This is a genomic window from Streptomyces marokkonensis (assembly GCF_039539045.1).
Taxonomy (GTDB): domain Bacteria; phylum Actinomycetota; class Actinomycetes; order Streptomycetales; family Streptomycetaceae; genus Streptomyces; species Streptomyces marokkonensis.
This window is the reverse complement of the sequence record NZ_BAABCQ010000118.1, coordinates 9848-25241: the sequence shown is the minus strand read 5'-3', so window position 1 is coordinate 25241 and position 15394 is coordinate 9848. Positions and strand designations below refer to the sequence as shown.

At 71.6% G+C, this 15394-nt stretch carries 14 protein-coding genes; 4 read left to right on the top strand and 10 right to left on the bottom strand.

Annotated elements, in window-relative coordinates; translation table 11 throughout:
- The first annotated feature begins 119 nt into the window (after positions 1-119).
- A complete protein-coding gene (locus tag ABEA26_RS25070) occupies positions 120-866 on the top strand; it encodes a DUF6227 family protein (RefSeq protein ID WP_345595602.1) in 747 nt (248 codons plus the stop codon).
- Positions 867-963: 97 nt separating this feature from the next.
- On the opposite strand, the gene ABEA26_RS25065 is transcribed toward ABEA26_RS25070, so the two are convergent.
- The 5 genes from ABEA26_RS25065 to ABEA26_RS25045 all read right to left on the bottom strand — a co-directional run bounded on the left by ABEA26_RS25065 (position 964) and on the right by ABEA26_RS25045 (position 6916).
- Positions 964-3117, bottom strand: coding sequence for a PTS fructose transporter subunit IIABC (locus tag ABEA26_RS25065; RefSeq protein ID WP_345595601.1), 2154 nt, complete (start codon positions 3115-3117; stop codon positions 964-966).
- The gene (locus tag ABEA26_RS25060; RefSeq protein ID WP_345595600.1) at positions 3114-3314 is read right to left on the bottom strand and encodes a hypothetical protein; all 201 of its coding nucleotides are present in this window, start codon (positions 3312-3314) and stop codon (positions 3114-3116) included. The genes ABEA26_RS25065 and ABEA26_RS25060 overlap by 4 nt, the downstream gene beginning before the upstream one ends.
- Positions 3311-4258, bottom strand: a complete 948-nt coding sequence (gene pfkB / locus ABEA26_RS25055) for a 1-phosphofructokinase (protein WP_345595599.1) — start codon at positions 4256-4258, stop codon at positions 3311-3313. Before pfkB ends, ABEA26_RS25060 begins: the two co-directional genes overlap by 4 nt.
- The gene (locus tag ABEA26_RS25050) at positions 4255-5016 is read right to left on the bottom strand and encodes a DeoR/GlpR family DNA-binding transcription regulator (protein WP_345595598.1); all 762 of its coding nucleotides are present in this window, start codon (positions 5014-5016) and stop codon (positions 4255-4257) included. Before ABEA26_RS25050 ends, pfkB begins: the two co-directional genes overlap by 4 nt.
- Before the next feature lie 382 nt (positions 5017-5398).
- The gene (locus tag ABEA26_RS25045; protein WP_345595597.1) at positions 5399-6916 is read right to left on the bottom strand and encodes an MFS transporter; all 1518 of its coding nucleotides are present in this window, start codon (positions 6914-6916) and stop codon (positions 5399-5401) included.
- 62 nt (positions 6917-6978) lie between these two features.
- Here ABEA26_RS25045 and ABEA26_RS25040 point away from each other — a divergent pair, with 62 nt between their 5' ends.
- Positions 6979-7950 carry a helix-turn-helix transcriptional regulator gene (locus tag ABEA26_RS25040; RefSeq protein WP_345595596.1) on the top strand — a complete coding sequence of 324 codons (972 nt, stop codon included), beginning with the start codon at positions 6979-6981 and terminating at the stop codon, positions 7948-7950.
- Between the two features lie 31 nt (positions 7951-7981).
- Here ABEA26_RS25040 and ABEA26_RS25035 read toward each other — a convergent pair whose 3' ends face one another.
- Complete coding sequence (locus ABEA26_RS25035) at positions 7982-8641, bottom strand: TetR/AcrR family transcriptional regulator (RefSeq protein ID WP_345595605.1); 660 nt, start codon at positions 8639-8641, stop codon at positions 7982-7984.
- Between the two features lie 707 nt (positions 8642-9348).
- Positions 9349-10347, bottom strand: coding sequence for a sigma-70 family RNA polymerase sigma factor (locus tag ABEA26_RS25030; protein WP_345595595.1), 999 nt, complete (start codon positions 10345-10347; stop codon positions 9349-9351).
- A 234-nt stretch (positions 10348-10581) separates the two neighbouring features.
- Between ABEA26_RS25030 and ABEA26_RS25025 the strand changes: the two genes are divergently transcribed.
- Entirely contained in the window at positions 10582-11100 is a 519-nt protein-coding gene (locus ABEA26_RS25025; RefSeq protein ID WP_345595594.1) for a GNAT family N-acetyltransferase, read from the top strand.
- A gap of 70 nt (positions 11101-11170) precedes the next feature.
- On the opposite strand, the gene ABEA26_RS25020 is transcribed toward ABEA26_RS25025, so the two are convergent.
- Complete coding sequence (locus ABEA26_RS25020; protein WP_345595593.1) at positions 11171-11956, bottom strand: dioxygenase family protein; 786 nt, start codon at positions 11954-11956, stop codon at positions 11171-11173.
- A gap of 100 nt (positions 11957-12056) precedes the next feature.
- Between ABEA26_RS25020 and ABEA26_RS25015 the strand changes: the two genes are divergently transcribed.
- On the top strand, positions 12057-12584 hold the full coding sequence (locus ABEA26_RS25015) for a MarR family winged helix-turn-helix transcriptional regulator (protein ID WP_345595592.1): 528 nt from the start codon (positions 12057-12059) through the stop codon (positions 12582-12584).
- A gap of 124 nt (positions 12585-12708) precedes the next feature.
- On the opposite strand, the gene ABEA26_RS25010 is transcribed toward ABEA26_RS25015, so the two are convergent.
- A complete protein-coding gene (locus ABEA26_RS25010) occupies positions 12709-14268 on the bottom strand; it encodes an MFS transporter (protein WP_345595591.1) in 1560 nt (519 codons plus the stop codon).
- Positions 14269-14489: 221 nt separating this feature from the next.
- Positions 14490-15143, bottom strand: a complete 654-nt coding sequence (locus tag ABEA26_RS25005; protein ID WP_345595590.1) for a TetR/AcrR family transcriptional regulator — start codon at positions 15141-15143, stop codon at positions 14490-14492.
- Positions 15144-15394 lie beyond the last annotated feature (251 nt).

The following is a 15394-nucleotide window of genomic DNA, read 5'->3' as shown; positions in this document are numbered from 1 at the left end:
ACTTCGCGCGGCCCGGCCGTTTTTCGTGCGTACGTTTTCTCGGTTCCCGGACATGATGTCCGACCGAGGGGCTACGGTATGCACCCACAAGGTGACATGCAGCAACGCCGGGAGAAACCTTGAGCGTTCCGTACGAGACGGCAGCGTACGAACCACCCGAGTCGCCCGAGTCTCCGGAGGAGCACCTCATGCGACTGCTGGGTCGCGCACTGAACTCGTTCGAGCTGCCCGACGAGACATTACGACAGCTGGACTGCGCGCTCGCGCACGACGGCTCCCTGCACTCCGCGCACCACAGCGCGGGGCTGCACCGCGAGACGTACCGGCACACCTGGCTGCTCGCCGACGGCTCGGCGCTCACTCTCTGGGAGCTGGTCCACAACACCGCCCCGGGCAGTGAACCGCAGCGCGAGGTGTACGTCGACGAGGAGGAGCTCCGCACCGCCACCGCACGGCTGGCGCTGCCGCCGGACACACCCGAATTCGAACTGCCCGTGCAGGTGCAGCTCTCTCCGACCCCCGCCCCGCGGCACGCCTACGTCCCCGACGCCTCGGCGGACCACGCCCGCCGGCTGCTGCGCCGCGCGGAGAACCCGGACCGGCCCGGCGATGCCCTCGCCGCCCGGCTGACGACGGCGTCCGCGCACCAGATCACCCAGGCCTTCGGCGGTCCCGGCCGCGCGGGCCGCGCCCGGATCGGTTTCTCGCTCTACGAGCACGCGTTCCTGCTGCGGGACGGTGCGGAGGTCTCTCTCTGGGAGGTCGAGCACACGGCCACACCCGACGGGCGGCACATGTGCGAGGTCTACGAGAGTGAGGACACCGCCCGCCGCGCGATGGAACGACGCGCGGCGCAGGTCTCCTAGCCAGGGGGTGTCGCCGGCGCGGGACGCGCGGTACGAACGCCGCGGGGCCGGGTCCCTCTCGGAAACCGGCCCATGATTCACCGACGCCGTCCGGCCCTTACGCGGCGGCCACCGGCTGCTTCGCCCCCGGTGCCGAGGCGGACGGGTCCGCGCCGCCGGGGCCCGGGGCCACCGCTCCCGGCGCCGGCTTGCGCAGCCCCTTGAGGACGATCACCAGGGCCGTGGTGACGCATACACCGGCCGCGATGGCGACCAGGTAGAGCAGCGGGTTGCCGATCAGCGGGACCACGAAGATGCCGCCGTGCGGGGCGCGCAGGGTGGCGCCGAAGGCCATGGACAGAGCGCCGGTGACGGCGCCGCCCACCATCGAGGACGGGATGACCCGCAGCGGGTCGGCCGCGGCGAACGGGATCGCCCCCTCGGAGATGAAGGAGGCGCCCAGCACCCAGGCGGCCTTGCCGTTCTCACGCTCGGCGGCGTTGAAGAGCCTGCCTCGCACGGTCGTGGCCAGCGCCATCGCCAGCGGCGGGACCATGCCGGCCGCCATGACCGTCGCCATGATCTTCATCGCCGAGTCACTCGGGTCGGAGACCGCGATGCCGGCGGTGGCGAAGGCGTAGGCGACCTTGTTGACCGGGCCGCCCAGGTCGAAGCACATCATGAGACCGAGCAGAGCGCCGAGCAGGACGGCGTTGGCGCCGGACAGGTCGCTCAGCCAGTCGGTCATCGCCGTCTGCGCGGACGCGATGGGCTTGCCGATCACCACGAACATCAGGAACCCGACGATCGCCGCGGAGATCAGCGGGATCACCACCACGGGCATGATGCCGCGCAGGGCCGCCGGGATGCGTACCCGCTGGATCGCCATCACCACGGCGCCGGAGATCAGACCGGCCGCCAGACCGCCGAGGAACCCGGCGTTGATGGTCAGGGCGATCGAGCCGCCCACGAAGCCGGGGACCAGGCCCGGCCGGTCGGCCATGCCGTAGGCGATGTAGCCCGCCAGCACCGGGACGAGGAAGGCGAAGGCCACGCCGCCGATCTGGTACAGCAGCGCCGCCCAGCTGTCCGCCTGCGACCACACGAAGTGGTCCATCACCGACGGTGCCTCGTTGATCTCGTAGCCGCCGATGGCGAAGCCGAGGGCGATGAGCAGACCGCCCGCGGCGACGAACGGGACCATGTAACTGACCCCGGACATCAGCCAGACGCGCAGCTTCGTCCCGTATCCCTCGCCGGACCCGCCGCCGCGTCCGACGGGCGTAGTCCCCTCGTCCCCGCCCGGCCCGCCCGGACCGGTCGGACCGCCCGCTGTGACCTCACCGCGGGCCGCCTTCCCGCGGACCTCGCCGATCAGCTCGCCGGGCCGGTTGATGGCCGCCTTGACGCCGGTGTCGACGGTGGGCTTCCCGGCGAAGCGGTCCTTCTCGCGTACGGGCACGTCGTGGGCGAAGATCACACCGTCCGCCGCCTCGATCACCGCCGGGTCCAGCCGGGTGAAGCCGGCCGAGCCCTGCGTCTCGACGACGACCTCGACACCGGACTCGCGGCCCGCGTTCTCCAGCGACTCGGCCGCCATGTAGGTGTGCGCGATGCCGGTGGGGCAGGAGGTGACCGCGACGATACGGAAGGGACGCCCGGACTCCCCGGGCTCCTCCGCCTCGTCGGTGCGGACCGCCTCGTCGGTGCGGACCGTGGCGGTCTCGGCGGAGGCCGCCGCCGAGACCGCCACGGAGTCCCCGGCGCCTTCCGAAGCGCCCTCCGGGGCGCCTGCGGAGGCACCCGCGGAGGCGCTCTCGGAACCGGTCGGCTCCTCTCCGCGGATCAGCGCCGCGGCAGCGGTCGTGTCGCCCACCGACCGCAGCGCGGTCGTGAACCCGGCGTTCATCAGCTGCCGGGCGAGCGAGGAGAGGATCGTCAGGTGGGCGTCGTCCGCGCCCTCCGGAGCGGCGATCAGGAAGATCAGGTCGGCCGGACCGTCCGCCGCCCCGAAGTCGACGCCGTCCGCGCTGCGCCCGAAGGCGAGCGTCGGCTCGGTGACGTGCTCGCTGCGGCAGTGCGGGATGCCGATGCCGCCGTCGAGGCCGGTCGGCATCTGCGCCTCACGGGCGGCCACGTCGGCGAGAAAGCCCTCCAGGTCGGTCACCCGACCCTGGGTCACCATCCGCTCGGCGAGGGCGCGCGCCGCCGCTTCCTTGGTGTCGGCGGACAGGTCGAGGTCGACCAGATCCGCGGTGATCATGTCACTCATCGCGGGCTCCTTAGCTCGCGTATCGCCCGGAACGTGAGGTGGTGGGCGGGGGCGGAGAGGGGGACGGGGGCGCTGCGGTGGGGATTGTGGACGGCTGCGTGAAGGGAGCCGCGGCCGGGGAACCGGCCTTGGTCGGGGAACTGGCCGCCGACGGAGAACCGGCCGTGGCCGGGGTCGAGGGCCAGGTGGGAGTTCATGACGCCGGCTCCTTCAGCTCACGGTCCACCGGCACTTGCGCCGTGACCGTCACCGCGCCCGGATCCAGGTCGGCCGGTGTCGGCATCACGCTGCCGGGCAGCTGGACGGCGGCGGCGCCGTGCGCGACGGCAGAGGCGAGGGCGTCCGGTCCCCCGCCCCCGGCGACGAGGAATCCGGCGAGCGACGCATCCCCGGCACCGACGTTGCTGCGTACGGCGTCCACCCGGGCGCTGCCGAACCAGGTGCCCTCGTCGGCCACGAGCAGCTGTCCGTCGGCGCCCAGGCTGGCGAGCACCGACCGGGCGCCCAGTTCGCGCAGTTCCTCGGCGGCCTTCACCGCGTCGCCGACGGTGGCCAGGGGGCGTCCGACGGCCTCCGCGAGCTCCTCGGCGTTCGGCTTGACCACGTCGGGCCGCTCACGCAGCGCCTGGAGCAGAGCGGGCCCGGAGGTGTCCAGCGCGATGCGGACGCCCGCGGTGTGCGCCCGGGCGACCAGGTCGGCGTACCAGGAGGGGGCGAGTCCGCGGGGCAGGCTGCCGCAGCAGGCGATCCAGTCCGCGCCGGGCGACTGGCGCCGTACGGTCTCCAGGAGCAGCTCCCGTTCGGCCGCCGACAGTTCGGGCCCCGGGGCGTTGATCTTCGTCAGGACACCGTCCGCCTCGGCGAGCGCGATGTTGGCCCGGGTGACCCCGGCGATCGGTACCGGCGCGACCTCGATGCCCTGGGCGTCGAGCAGCTCGGTGACGAGTGCGCCGGACGGGCCGCCGAGCGGCAGCACCGCGACGGTGCGCCGGCCGGCCGCCGTCACCGCGCGCGAGACGTTCACGCCCTTGCCGCCCGGGTCCACGCGCTCGCCCGTGGCGCGGACGACCTCGCCGCGGTGGAGGGAGGGGAGCTCGTAGGTGCGGTCCAGGGACGGGTTGGGGGTGACGGTGAGGATCATGCGCGTACTACTTCCGTGCCGGCACGCTCGATGGCGGTGGCGTCTTCGGGGCTCATCCCGCTGTCGGTGATCAGCAGGTCCACATCGCTCAGGGCGCCGAAGCGTGCGAAGTGCTCCTGGCCGTGCTTGGAGGAGTCGGCGAGCAGCACCACGCGGCGGGCGGCGGCCACCGCGGCCCGTTTGACCGCGGCCTCGGCGAGGTCGGGGGTGGTCAGACCGTGCTCGACGGAGAAGCCGTTGGCCGCCACCACCAGCACGTCGGCGCGGATCTCGCCGTACGCGCGCAGCGCCCAGGCGTCCACGGCGGCGCGCGTACGGTGCCGCACGCGCCCTCCGACCAGGTGGAGCTGGATGCCGGGGTGGTCGGCGAGGCGGGCCGCGATGGGCAGGCTGTGGGTGACGACGGTGAGCGACGCCTCCGGCGGGAGCACGGCGGCCATGCGGGCCACCGTCGAACCGGCGTCGAGGATCACCGTGCCCTCGGTCGGCAGTTCCGCCAGGGCCGCCTTGGCGATCCGGTCCTTCTCGTCGGCGGCCGTGGACTCGCGTTCGGCGAGGTCCGGCTCGAAGTCGAGCCGCCCGGCGGGGATCGCGCCGCCGTGCACGCGGCGCAGCAGCCCGGCGCGGTCGAGTGCCTTGAGGTCGCGTCGGATGGTCTCCGCCGTCACCTGGAACTCCTCGGCCAGCGACACCACGTCCACCCGGCCGCCGTCCCGGGCGAGCCGGAGGATCTCCTGTTGCCGCTCCGGTGCGTACATGATCGTTCGCCTCCGCCTGTGCTTTGCCTGTGCTTTTGCCTGTGCCGTGCCTGAGCTTGGGCATGTACTTGTGCCCGAACCTGTGGTTTCAGTCGGAGGCTACGCCCGGTATTCCGCAATGTAAACAGGAAAACGGAAGCAGTCGGACTCAAGCAGGCATGACCGGGCACCCCGGGCCTCACCTGACGGACGGCAGCGCGAAGCACGCCTGGAACGGCGAAGGGGGTCGGGCTCGATCCGAAAGGAGGGGGCTCAGCACGAAGAGGGGGCTCAGCACGAAGAGGGGGCTCAGCACGAAGAGAGGGCTCAGCACGAAGAGAGGCGGGCCCCGGCACCGAAGTACCGGGCCCGCCCTGCCCGCCCCTCCCCAATCATGGTGATCTCAGACCAGCGCGGGCTCCTTCTCCTCCGTCCGCCCCTCCTCCTGGGCCCCTTCCACGTGCTGGGCCGGCCGCTTGGGCAGCGCGAACATCAGCAGGAAGATGACGACCAGCACCCCGGCCACCCAGCCCAGCGCGTTCTGGAAGGCGTCGGCGTACGCCGGGCCGACGCGGGCCGGGGCCAGGTGGTCGCTCATGGTGCCGAAGAAGACCACCGAGACCAACCCCAGCCCCAGCGCGTTGCCCATCTGCTGCACGGTGTTGATGAGCCCGGACGCCGCTCCGGCGTGCTCGCGCGGCACCTGGGACAGCACCGCGTCCGTCAGCGGCGCGACGATCAGCCCCATGCCGACACCCATCACGACGAGCGGAAGCGCCATCTGCCAGGAGGTGATGCCGAGCCCGTACCGCTCGGACTCCCAGATGTAGAGCAGTACTCCGGCCGCCATGATCAGCGCGCCCGACTGGAGCACCTTGCGCCCGAACCGCGGGACCAGCTTCTGCACCGACACTCCCGCCGCCACGGAGACGGCGATCGAGAACGGGACGCCGGTCAGCCCGGCCCGCAGCTCGCTCCAGCCGAGCCCCACCTGCATGTACAGCGTCCAGACCAGGAAGAAGATGCCGAGCGCGATCCCGAAGACGGTCTGCACGGCGATGCCGGCCGCGAAGCTCTTCACCTTGAACAGCGACAGCTCGACCAGTGGCGAACCGTCCCGCGCCGTCTTGCGCCTCTCGTACGCCACCAGCACCGCGAGGACCACGAACGCGCCGGCCATCGACAGGTACCCCCACAGCGGCCAGTCCAGCTCGCGGCCCTGGGTGAGCGGGTAGACCAGCATCAGCAGACCCAGGGTGACCAGGGCGACCCCGACCAGGTCCAGCTTGAGGGCACGCGGCGCCTTGGACTCCGTGATGAAGCGGCTGCCGAGGATCAGACCGGCGACGCCGACCGGCAGGTTGATGAGGAAGATGGGCCGCCACTCGAGCCCGAAGAGGTTCCACTCGGTGAGCAGGGCGCCCAGCAGGGGACCGGAGACGGCCCCCAGCCCGACGATGGCGCCGAACAGCCCGAACACCTTGCCGCGTTCGTGCGCCGGGAAGGTGGCGTGCACGATCGACAGCACCTGCGGCACCATCAGCGCCGCCATGGCTCCCTGGAGGAGGCGGGAGGCGACCAGCATCTCCGGGTTCACGGCCAGGCCGCACAGCGCGGACGCCATGGTGAAGCCGCCGATGCCGATGAGGAACACCCGCTTGCGGCCGTGGATGTCGCCGAGCCGCCCGCCGGTGATCAGGCCGGCGGCGAAGGCGAGGGCGTAACCGGCGGTGATCCACTGGATCTGGCTGTAGGTGGCGCCCTCGTTCTCCCGGATCGACGGGATCGCGATGTTGACGATGGTGACGTCGACCAGGTCCATGAAGGCCGCGGTCATCACGATCGCGAGCGCGAACCAGCGACGCCGGTCGCCTGCGACGGACTGGGCGGGAGCGGGCCCCGGGGTGTGCGTTGAGGTCATGGAAGGAAGCTATGGCCGCAGTAGGACAGGTCGCGTCCTAGATGTGCGACATGCTCGGAACCATGACGACGGACACTCCGGCCCGGCTCCTGACGCTCCTCTCCCTCCTCCAGACGCCCCGCGAATGGCCCGGCGGCGAGCTCGCCGACCGGCTCGGGGTCTCCCGTCGCACGGTCCGGCGGGACATCGACCGGCTGCGCGAACTGGGTTACCCCGTGCAGGCGAGCATGGGTTCCGACGGCGGCTACCGGCTGGTGGCCGGCAAGGCGATGCCGCCGCTCGTCCTCGACGACGAGGAGGCCGTGGCCATCGCGGTCGGGCTGCGCGCCGGCGCCGGTCACGCGGTGGAGGGCCTGGACGAGGCCTCGGTACGGGCACTGGCCAAGCTGGAGCAGGTGCTGCCGGGCCGCCTGCGCCACCGCGTCACCACCCTCCAGGCCGCGACGACACCGCTCACCAGCGGCGACGGACCGAACATCGCGCCCGAGACACTGACCGTCATGGCCTCGACGGTGGCCGGACGGGAGCGGCTGCGGTTCGCCTACCGCACGGGGGACGGCATCGAGTCGCGGCGCGTGACGGAGCCGTACCGGCTGGTGTCGACGGGCCGCCGCTGGTACCTGGTCGCCTACGACCTCGACCGGGACGACTGGCGGACCTTCCGGGTCGACCGGGTGAGCGAACCGTTCGCCACGGGCGCCCGGTTCGCGCCGCGCGAGCTGCCGACCGGGAGCGCGGCGGAGTACCTGCGGCGCTCGATGCGGCGGCACGGCGACTCGTACGAGATCGTGGTCGCCTTCGGCGCGCCGGCCGAGGTCGTCGCGGCACGGCTTCCGCAGTGGCTCGGGACCCCGGAGGCGGCGGACGGCGGCGCGTCGTGCGTCCTGCGGGCGACCGTGTCCGACGCGGTGGAGTGGATGGCGGTACGTCTCGCGATGCTGGGGGTGGACTTCCGGGTGCGGGAGCCGACGGAACTGGTGGAGTGCGTACGGGCCTTGGGAGAGAGGCTGGCGAGGGCGTCGGGGGGCGCATGACGACTCCGTCCGCCGCCGCGGGCTTCCGGGGCTACGGCGTACGAGCACCCTCCCAATCGACTCCCCGGACCGCCTCGAGATTCCGCAACGCCAACTCCAACGGACTCCGCGCCCCGTCGGACGCGTCGCCCTCGTCCGAGGATTCCACGGACGAGGATTCCTCGGACGAGAGCACCTCGGGGGAGGCCGCCCAGTACTCCACCGCCACCCGCACCGCCGCCCCCGCGACGGCAGCCGCGAAGTGCGTGGTGGGAGATCGCTCCAGTCGCGCGGCAACGTTGTCGTCACCGTGCGCCATCCGCGTGGCCAGCACCTTCACGAGCCCCCGCTCCGCCGTCCGGCAGACCTCCGCCCACACCTTCCGCAACGCCGGGCTGCTCTCGGCCAGCCGGATGAGGGTCCGGGCCCACTCCCAGGACGGCGCGGGAACCCCGACGCCCGGCGTCAGCGTGTGCCGTACGGCGTGTTCCAGGGCCGCGGGCGGGGACAGCTCGGCAGGTGCCTCGCGCACCGCCCGCGCCCAGCGTTCGGCGCCCAGGGCGTAGAGCGGGGCGACGGCCTCTTCCTTGGTCGCGAAGTAGCGGTAGAAGGTGCGCGGGGCGACGCCGGCGGCCCGGGCGATGTCCTCGGCCCGGGTGGCCCGCAGCCCCTGGCTCACGAAGAGGCGGGCCGCCGCGCGGGCGATCTCCATCCGGGTCTCGGCCTTGCGCCGCTCGGTCAGGGAGACGGGCACCGGTCCGCGCGCGGGGGACGCCGATGACGAGGGAACGGTGCTCGCCGACGATGCGGGGAGTGAAGGGGCACTGCCCGCCGACGATGAGGATGAAGGAGTCCTGCTACTCACTTCGGCAGGCTATGCCGCTGTGGCAGAATCTGCCATTCGGCGGGCCACCCCGGGGTTCAGGTTCGGGGTGCCCCGCCTCCCCGGTCTGCCCCGCTCCCGACCTGCGCCGCTCCCTCGTCCGCTCCGTCTCGTGGCCTGCTTGCGCTCCCCCATTGGAAGGAGCCGGGCCCGGCGCCCCGGGGGGAGAGGCGCCGAGCCCGGCTCGGGGAGGTCCCGGCGCCGGGGGGAGTGCGTCGGGACGTGGTCCGAAGTGACGGAGAGGCCCGCCCAGGGCCGCCGCCCGGGCCCGGATTGCTGGGAATCGCTGGGCCCGGAGTCTGCCCGGAGTTCTATTTCCCGGCCTCCGCCGGTTGAAGCAGCGTTACACGGCCAAGTTTGCGCGGGGTTCGGCCACCGGCGTACGCCCCACGCGTCACGTCGCGCCCCCGCATCACACCACGCCGCCGGTGACGGCACCACCGCATCGCGTCCGCGCCACGCCGTCACCCTCGCGTCGTCCTTCGGCGGTGGCCCGCCGCCGCCCGCCGCCGCCCGCCGCCGCGCCGGGCGACGCCCTACGCAGCCGCCTCGAAGCCGGTGTCGCGGGCCAGCTTCTTCAGCTCCAGCAGTGCGTGCTTCTCGATCTGCCGGATGCGCTCGCGGGTGAGGCCGTGCTCCTTGCCGACCTCCGTCAGCGTACGCTCGCGGCCGTCGTCTATGCCGTACCGCATCTTGATGATGGAGGCCGTACGCGAGTCGAGGCGGCCGATGAGGTCGTCGAGCTCCTCGCTGCGCAGCAGCGTCATCACCGACTGCTCGGGCGACACGGCGGAGGTGTCCTCGAGCAGGTCGCCGAACTGGGTCTCACCCTCGTCGTCCACCGCCATGTTCAGCGAGACGGGGTCGCGGGCCCAGTCGAGTACGTCGGTGACGCGCTCCGGCTTGGAACCGAGCTCGGCGGCGATCTCGGCGGGCTCCGGCTCGCGGCCGTGCTCGCGGTTGAACTCGCGCTGGACGCGGCGGATCCGGCCCAGCTCCTCCACCAGGTGGACGGGCAGCCGGATGGTGCGCGACTGGTCGGCGATGGACCGGGTGATGGCCTGACGGATCCACCAGGTCGCGTACGTCGAGAACTTGAAGCCCTTGCGGTAGTCGAACTTCTCGACCGCGCGGACCAGGCCGGCGTTGCCCTCCTGGATGAGGTCGAGGAGCGGCAGACCGCTGCGGGGGTAGCGGCGGGCGACCGCGACGACCAGCCTCAGGTTGGAGCGGATGAAGACGTCCTTCGCCCGCTCGCTTTCCTCGATCAGGGCCCGGAGCTCCTCCCGGGTGGCGTCCGCCCCGGTCTCCTCGTAGCCTTCGAGGACCTGCCGCGCGAAGACACCCGCCTCGATGGTCTGGGACAGCTCGACCTCCTTGGCGGCGTCGAGCAGCGGTGTCCGCGCGATCTCGTCGAGGTACATGCCGACCAGATCGCGGTCGGCGAGCTCGCCGCCGTTGGCGCGGACGCTGGTTGCCGCGTCGGAGGTCCCGCCGGTGGCGGACTTACGACGGGCGACGGCACGGGTTGCCATGCGTGCTCCCTTGCGATGGGTGGTTCAGCGGGTGGTCCTGGTGGTCACTGTGGACGCTCGGCGCCGTGTGGCGTTGTCCTCCGGTCTCGGATCCGGTCTCCGGCCTCTGTCGGGACTCTCCTCGGGTGCCCTGCATCCGATGGAAACAACGACTGGAATCCGGACAGAATTCCCAACCCGCCCCCCGATTTTTCTGATCATGCAGTACCCTGTGCCGCCACACGAGGAGGCGTGATGCGGACGGGACGTACGGAGGTCCAGGTCAGACCGGGAACCGAGGACGACCTCAAGGCCCTCACCGACCTCTACAACCACTACGTCCGTGAGACGCCCGTCACGTTCGACACCGAACCCTTCGCCCCGGAAGAGCGCCGCCCTTGGCTGCTCTCCCACCCTGAAGACGGCCCGCACCGGTTGAGGGTTGCCGCGGACGCGGACTCACAGGAGATTCTGGGGTACACCACATCCAGCCCCTATCGGGCGAAGCCCGCGTACGGGACCTCGGTGGAGACCACCGTCTACGTCGCCCCGTACGCCGGCCGTCGCGGCATCGGCACACTTCTCTACGCGGCCCTCTTCGAGGCCTTGGCGGACGAGGACCTGCACCGCGCCTACGCGGGCATCGCGCAACCCAACGAGGCCTCCGCCCGATTGCACGAACGTTTCGGCTTCCGGCGTGTCGGCACGTACCGCGAGGTGGGCCGCAAATTCGGCCGGTACTGGGACGTCGCCTGGTACGAAAGGCCGCTCTAACGAGGCGCTCCTCCACGAGAGGACAAGCCGTTCCAGCCCCTCCCGTATTCCGTGTCCGTCCCGTGCCCGGTCAGCCGAACTGCACCGACCGCTTGGCCAGCCCCATCCAGAACCCGTCGATCACGGACTTCCGCAGGTCGAGCTCACCGACCGCGTCCGCCGCCCCCATCGTCACGAACAGCGGGGCGAAGTGCTCGGTGCGCGGGTGGGCGAGCAGGCCGGCCGGGGACTTGCGGGCGAAGTCGACAAGCCCGTCCACGTCACCGGCCTCCAGCGCACGCCGACCCCAGTCGTCGAACTCCGCGGACCAGGCGGGAACGCCGCTTTGTCGCAGCGCGGCAAGGTTGTGGGTGAAGAAACCGGAGCCGATGATCAGTACCCCCTCGTCGCGCAGCGGGGCGAGCCTGCGGCCGGTCTCCATGAGCCGTGTCGGGTCGAGGGTCGGCATGGAGACCTGGAGGACCGGGATGTCGGCGCCGGGAAACATCTCGACGAGCGGCACGTACGCGCCGTGGTCGAGGCCGCGGTCGGGGACGTCCTGCACGGGCGCCGCGGGGGCGCGCAGCAGCTTGCGTACGGACTCGGCGAGCGCGGGGGCGCCGGGAGCCTCGTAGCGCACCTGGTAGTAGTGCTCCGGAAAGCCCCAGAAGTCGTGGACCAGGGGGACGGTCCGGGTGGCGCCGAGGGCGAGCGGGGCCTCCTCCCAGTGGGCGGAGACGACGAGGATCGCCCTGGGGCGCGGGAGGGCGGCGGCCCACGCGGCGAGTTCGCCGGGCCAGACGGGATCGTCGGCGAGGGGCGGGGCACCGTGACTGAGGAAGAGGGCGGGCATGCGCTCCTGAGCGGCGGCGGACATGGGGCGGGCGACTCCAGTACTTGAACTCTCAATCTTTATCTCGTTCGAATCTACCCTCCGTTTGTTTAAGATTCAAGAAATGGATCCGTACCATGGATACATGAACACGGCACCCATCCCGGCACCCGCTCCGCCCCCCGCCGACGAGCCCCGCTGGCTCACCGCCGAGGAACAGCGCGTCTGGCGCTCCTACATCGAGGCCTCCACCCTTCTCGAGGACCATCTCGACCGCCAGCTCCAGCGCGACGCGGGCATGCCCCACATCTACTACGGCCTGCTGGTCAAGCTCGCCGAGTCACCGCGGCGGCGGCTGCGGATGACGGAGCTGGCCCGGCACGCGAAGATCACCCGCTCCCGCCTCTCGCACGCCGTCGCCCGCCTGGAGAAGAACGGCTGGGTACGCCGGGAGGACTGCCCTTCCGACAAGCGCGGCCAGTTCGCCATCCTCACGGAGGAGGGGTACGAGGTGCTGAGCCGGACCGCGCCGGGCCATGTGAACGCCGTACGACAGGCCGTGTTCGACCGGCTCACGCCCGAACAGCAGAAGTCCCTCGGCGAGATCATGCGGATCGTCGCCGAGGGACTTCAGCCGAGCGAAACGGGTGCGGACCTGCCCTGGCTGCGCTGAGCGCGCGGCCGGGGCAGGTCCCGGGAACCGTGCGTGAGAGGCGTCCCTTCTTCCCGCGCACGGATGGAACCGGATGGAACTTCGTGGGACCGCAGAGCCCGAAGGGGTACCGAGACCGGCTTCGTCAGTGGGCGACGACCGGCACCGGCAGCTCGCCCTCGACCGCGTCACCCGACCCGGAGCCGGAACCCGCGACGGCGTTGCCGCCCGGGCGGCCGGCGTTGACGAAGGTCAGGGCGATCACGGCCGCCGCGACCAGGATGCCGACGGCGAACCAGATGGCGCTGGTGTAGCCCTCCACCTGCCCCTCCAGCTGGACCAGCTGCTGCTGGGACCGGGTGGCCGCGCCGCCGATGTTGTCGGCGATGTAGGACGTGGTGGCCGAGGCGGCGATCGTGTTCAGCAGCGCCGTACCGATCGCACCGCCCACCTGCTGCGAGGTGTTGACCATCGCGGAGGCGACACCGGAGTCCCGCGGCTCCACACCCATGGTGGCCAGGGACATGGCCGGCATGAACGCCGTACCCATGCCGAGGCCGAGCAGGAGCATGCCGGGCAGCAGCACGCCGGCGTACGAGGTGTTGAGCTCCAGCTGGGTCAGCAGCAGCATGCCGACGGCGGCGACCAGGAAGCCGGGGCCCATCAGCAGCCGGGGCGCGACCCGGGTCATCAGGCGGGTACCGATCTGCGTGGAGCCCGTGACCATGCCCACGACCATCGGCAGGAAGGCGAAGCCGGTCTTCACCGGCGAGTAGCCCTGCACGATCTGCAGGTAGTAGGTGAGGAAGAGGAACAGGCCGAACATCGCGATGATCGCCAGGCCCAGCGAGAGGTAGATGCCACCCCGGTTGCGCTCGGTGACCACGCGCAGCGGCAGCAGCGGGGCCTTGACCTTCGACTCGACCAGCACGAAGGCGAGGAGCAGTACGGCGGCACCGACGAACATTCCGACGGTCACCGGGTCGCTCCAGCCCCCGGACTCGGCGCGGGTGAAGCCGTAGACGAGCGCGACCAGACCGAGGGTGGACAGGAGCACGCCGGGGACGTCGAGCGGCGAGCGGTTGCGGCCGCCCTGCGGCTCGCGGACGAAGAGGTACGCACCGGCCGCGGCGACGACCGCGAACGGGATGTTGACGAAGAACGTCCAGCGCCAGTTCAGGTACTCGGTGAGGAAACCGCCGAGGATCAGACCCACGGCGGCGCCGCCGCCGGCGATCGCACCGTAGATGCCGAAGGCCTTGGCACGCTCCTTGCCGTCCGTGAACATGACGGCGAGCAGGGAGAGCGCTGCGGGCGCGAGCAGGGCACCGAAGACGCCCTGGAGGGCTCGGGAGCCGAACATCATCGCCTCGTTGGTGGCCGCACCGCCGAGCGCGGAGGCGGCCGCGAAGCCGGCCAGCCCGAGGACGAAGGTGCGCTTGCGGCCCCATAGGTCGGATATCCGCCCGCCGAAGAGCAGCAGGCCACCGAAGGCGAGGGCGTAGGCCGTGACGACCCACTGCCGGTTGCCGTCGGAGATGCCGAGGTCCTGCTGGGCGGAGGGCAGGGCGATGTTCACGATGGTGGAGTCGAGGACGACCATCAGCTGGGCGAGCGCGATGAAGACGAGCGCTTTCCAGCGGCCGGCGTCGGGGACGCCGGGGGCGCCTGGGACGCCGGAAGCCTTGACGGCTGTTGCAGACATGGGGGTACCCACTTCGGGACTTCGTGACGGAAAAAGGCGTGTAAAGGGACGACTGGGCCTGCGGCGACGGCCAACAGCGGCCGCCGTCCTGTGTTCAGACGGTCAGGAATCGCGGAACTGGTCGGTCATGAAACGCGGAGAACTGGTCGGACGGGAGCCGCCGAACCACTGGGGGAGCGGATGTCGCGGAACTACGGGTGGAACGGAAGTCAGTCGCGGGACTACGGGTCGCAGGGCCGGCGCAGATCCTCCAGGGTCACGGCCGTGCCCGGCAGGGCGGAGCGGGCCGGAGCCCGCAGCCCGTCCAGGAACAGCTGCAGATGACGGTGGACGAACCGGTCGGCGCTCAGACACCCCGTACCGGCCGGGGGCCGGCTGAGCTGGGCCGCGGCGGTCATCAGGTCGCCCACGCCCACGTCGTCGCGGAGCTGACCGGCCGCCTTCGCCCGGCCCATGACCTCGGCGACGAGCAGCTCGACCCTCTCGCGCGCCGCCTCCAGGTCGGGGTGGTACTGGTCGAACGTGCTGGAGACCATCGGGCACAGGGCGCTGATCCGCTCGTCGGCGGAGACGTGCACGAAGCGCTCCAACGCTTCGAAGGCGTCGCCGGTCTCCGCGAGCGCGAGCTCGGCCGCACGTGCCGTACGGTCCATGACCGAGCAGACGACCTCGCGGACGAGGGCGTCGCGGTCGGGGAAGTTGCGGTACACCGTGGCGTTGCCGACGCCGGCCCGACGGGCGACGTCGTCGAGCGGCACGTCGGGGCCGTGCTCGACGAACATCTCCCGGGCGGCGGTGACGATCCGCTCCCGATTACGCAGGGCGTCGGCGCGGGGCCGGGTCACCTTGTGCTGCTCGGGGGTCGCGGTCCGCACGGCGTACTCCTTCGAGAACTGGGTTCGCGATCCGGGGAGGAATTCCCCGCTTCGCTCGGACACAGGGCTAAACGGGGAAACGATCCCCGCTTATTTCCGGGCCCCGAAGAGATTTGCCGTGACCCGCGTCACACGGGCTTGCCCGGTGAGGATCCGCGCGGGAGCCCCACCACGGAGAACCACGGCACCACCACGGGCACCACCACGGGCACCACCACGGAGCATCACCACGGGCACCACCACGGAGCATC

What these genes read in the sequence shown, in the direction of transcription:
- ABEA26_RS25065 (WP_345595601.1), bottom strand. Translation starts at nt 3,117, where the DNA reads ATGAGTGACATGATCACCGCGGATCTGGTCGACCTCGACCTGTCCGCC.
- ABEA26_RS25060 (WP_345595600.1), bottom strand. Translation starts at nt 3,314, where the DNA reads ATGAACTCCCACCTGGCCCTCGACCCCGGCCACGGCCGGTTCTCCGTC.
- pfkB (WP_345595599.1), bottom strand. Translation starts at nt 4,258, where the DNA reads ATGATCCTCACCGTCACCCCCAACCCGTCCCTGGACCGCACCTACGAG.
- ABEA26_RS25050 (WP_345595598.1), bottom strand. Translation starts at nt 5,016, where the DNA reads ATGTACGCACCGGAGCGGCAACAGGAGATCCTCCGGCTCGCCCGGGAC.
- ABEA26_RS25045 (WP_345595597.1), bottom strand. Translation starts at nt 6,916, where the DNA reads ATGACCTCAACGCACACCCCGGGGCCCGCTCCCGCCCAGTCCGTCGCA.
- ABEA26_RS25040 (WP_345595596.1), top strand. Translation starts at nt 6,979, where the DNA reads ATGACGACGGACACTCCGGCCCGGCTCCTGACGCTCCTCTCCCTCCTC.
- ABEA26_RS25035 (WP_345595605.1), bottom strand. Translation starts at nt 8,641, where the DNA reads ATGGAGATCGCCCGCGCGGCGGCCCGCCTCTTCGTGAGCCAGGGGCTG.
- ABEA26_RS25030 (WP_345595595.1), bottom strand. Translation starts at nt 10,347, where the DNA reads ATGGCAACCCGTGCCGTCGCCCGTCGTAAGTCCGCCACCGGCGGGACC.
- ABEA26_RS25025 (WP_345595594.1), top strand. Translation starts at nt 10,582, where the DNA reads ATGCGGACGGGACGTACGGAGGTCCAGGTCAGACCGGGAACCGAGGAC.
- ABEA26_RS25020 (WP_345595593.1), bottom strand. Translation starts at nt 11,956, where the DNA reads ATGTCCGCCGCCGCTCAGGAGCGCATGCCCGCCCTCTTCCTCAGTCAC.
- ABEA26_RS25015 (WP_345595592.1), top strand. Translation starts at nt 12,057, where the DNA reads ATGAACACGGCACCCATCCCGGCACCCGCTCCGCCCCCCGCCGACGAG.
- ABEA26_RS25010 (WP_345595591.1), bottom strand. Translation starts at nt 14,268, where the DNA reads ATGTCTGCAACAGCCGTCAAGGCTTCCGGCGTCCCAGGCGCCCCCGGC.